Source organism: Vibrio sp. 1249-1 (genome assembly GCF_033340495.1).
The window spans coordinates 1-581 of record NZ_JAWOWJ010000877.1 but is presented as its reverse complement, the minus strand read 5'-3'; the positions used below and the strand labels follow the sequence as shown (position 1 = coordinate 581).

General features: G+C 44.8%; 1 pseudogene. It reads left to right on the top strand.

What is annotated here, in order from left to right:
* Positions 1–581 (top strand): annotated as a pseudogene (locus R7Z50_RS29425) (MFS transporter); the annotation flags it as partial.

The window sequence follows — 581 nt, the reverse complement described above, 5'->3', positions numbered from 1 at the left end:
GCTAACACTTGGTACAACATTAACAGGTTACTTTCCCACTTTGTCCGGTTTACTTTTTCCGACCTTGTTGATGTCCACTGGTTTTCACTACTTTGAAACATTGAAGCAGTCCCTGTCTTTGCAATGGCTATCGAAAGAAGAAGCGCCAGAAATGCTAGGCAAGTTTATCTCGGTCGGCGCTCTGGCTTCTCTGTTTACTTACGGCGCGATTTGGATTTTGCTAGAGCAGCTTAAATTTGATTTCAAAACCGTGTATTTGCTGGCGGGTGGCGTTGGCTTTGTGTTGATCATCGTGATGGCACTGGCGTTTCCTCAGTTCAAAACAGCTGTGCCACAAAATAAGAAACTCGTACTGCGTAAACGCTACTGGTTGTATTACGCGCTCACTTTTATGAGTGGTGCGCGTCGACAGATTTTCACTGTATTTGCGGGCTTCCTGATGGTAGAGAAGTTTGGCTACTCTGCCGCAGACATTACCTTACTGTTTTTGATCAACTACCTGTTTAACTTTTTATTTGCCAAGCGCATTGGCCGTTTTATCGGTGTTGTCGGTGAGCGTAAGGCATTAACGTTTGAATACG